The following is a 1,378-nucleotide window of genomic DNA, read 5'->3' as shown; positions in this document are numbered from 1 at the left end:
GGGTGGCCGCCTCTTCTGTGTGGTGGTTTAGAGTGCGAGTTCTGCTTGGACGACGGTGACGAGGTCGTTGCAGATGCGTTCGGCGGTGGCGGTGTCGCCGGCTTCGACCATGACCCGTACCAGGGCCTCGGTGCCGGAGGGGCGCAAGAGGACGCGTCCGGTGTCGCCGAGTTCGGCTTCGGCCTTTGCTACGGCGGCGTTGATCGCCGGCACCTGAGAGGCGCGGTTCTTATCAACGTTTTTGACGTTGACCATGACCTGGGGCAGTTTCGTCATGGCCGAGGCGAGCTCTTTCAGACTCTTGCCGGTCTTGGCGACCTGCGCAGCGATTTGCAAACCCGTCAGGACTCCGTCGCCGGTCGTGGCGAACTTGGAGAAGATGACGTGTCCGGATTGTTCTCCACCGAGGGTGTAGTCACCGCGACGCATTTCCTCCAGCACGTACCGGTCCCCGACACCGGTTTCCCGGATCGTGATCCCGGCCTCGCGCAGAGCGATCTTCAAACCCAGGTTACTCATCACGGTCGCGACGAGAACATCATCCTTGAGTTCTCCGGCGGCCTTTTGTGCCAAGGCCAGGACGGCCATGATCTGGTCCCCATCGATCACGGTGCCCTCGTGATCAACGGCGAGGCAGCGATCGGCATCCCCATCATGGGCGATACCGAGATCGGCACCGACAGCGAGCACGGTTTCCTGCAGCAACCCTAGGTGGGTGGAGCCTACCCCGTCGTTGATATTGAGCCCGTTAGGCTCGGCACCAATGACCGTGACCTGCGCCCCCGCATCAGTAAAGACCTGCGGTGAACAACCACTGGCAGCACCATGAGCGCAATCCAGAACGATCTTCAAACCATCCAGACGATGCGGCAAGGTCCCCAGTAAGTGGACAATGTAGCGATCCTCAGCGTCAGAGAACCGCTGGATACGACCCACATCCACACCTACCGGACGGAACGCGTCCTTCTGGAGCTGGAGCTCGATCGCGTCCTCGACCTCGTCCGGGAGCTTCATGCCACCCTGGGCGAAGAATTTAATACCGTTATCCGGGGCCGGGTTATGCGAAGCAGAAATCATGACACCAAAATCGGCGCCCAGATCAGCGATCAAAAACGCTGCCGCAGGCGTCGGCAACACACCAGCGTCATACACATCAACACCAGCACTGGCCAACCCCGCCGTCACGGCAGCAGCAATAAACTCACCACTAGCCCGCGGATCACGAGCGACCACAGCACGCGGCCGCTGTCCCTCGCTCATCCGGTCATGACCCAGCACCACCGCAGCAGCCTGAGCAAGGGATAAAGCCAATTCAGCCGTCAGCAGGCCATTAGCCAAACCACGGACACCGTCTGTTCCAAATAATCTTGACATCAGA

Annotated in this window: 1 protein-coding gene; it reads right to left on the bottom strand. The window is 60.4% G+C overall.

Going from position 1 to position 1,378, the window contains the following annotated elements; genetic code table 11:
- Window positions 1-27 precede the first annotated feature (27 nt).
- Window positions 28-1,374: a phosphoglucosamine mutase gene (gene glmM / locus CVS30_RS17640; RefSeq protein WP_110486862.1), complete on the bottom strand. Its 1,347-nt coding sequence runs from the start codon at window positions 1,372-1,374 to the stop codon at window positions 28-30.
- Window positions 1,375-1,378: the final 4 nt, after the last annotated feature.

It is taken from the genome of Arthrobacter psychrolactophilus (genome assembly GCF_003219795.1).
GTDB lineage: Bacteria > Actinomycetota > Actinomycetes > Actinomycetales > Micrococcaceae > Specibacter > Specibacter psychrolactophilus.
This window is presented reverse-complemented; position numbering and strand designations above follow the sequence as displayed.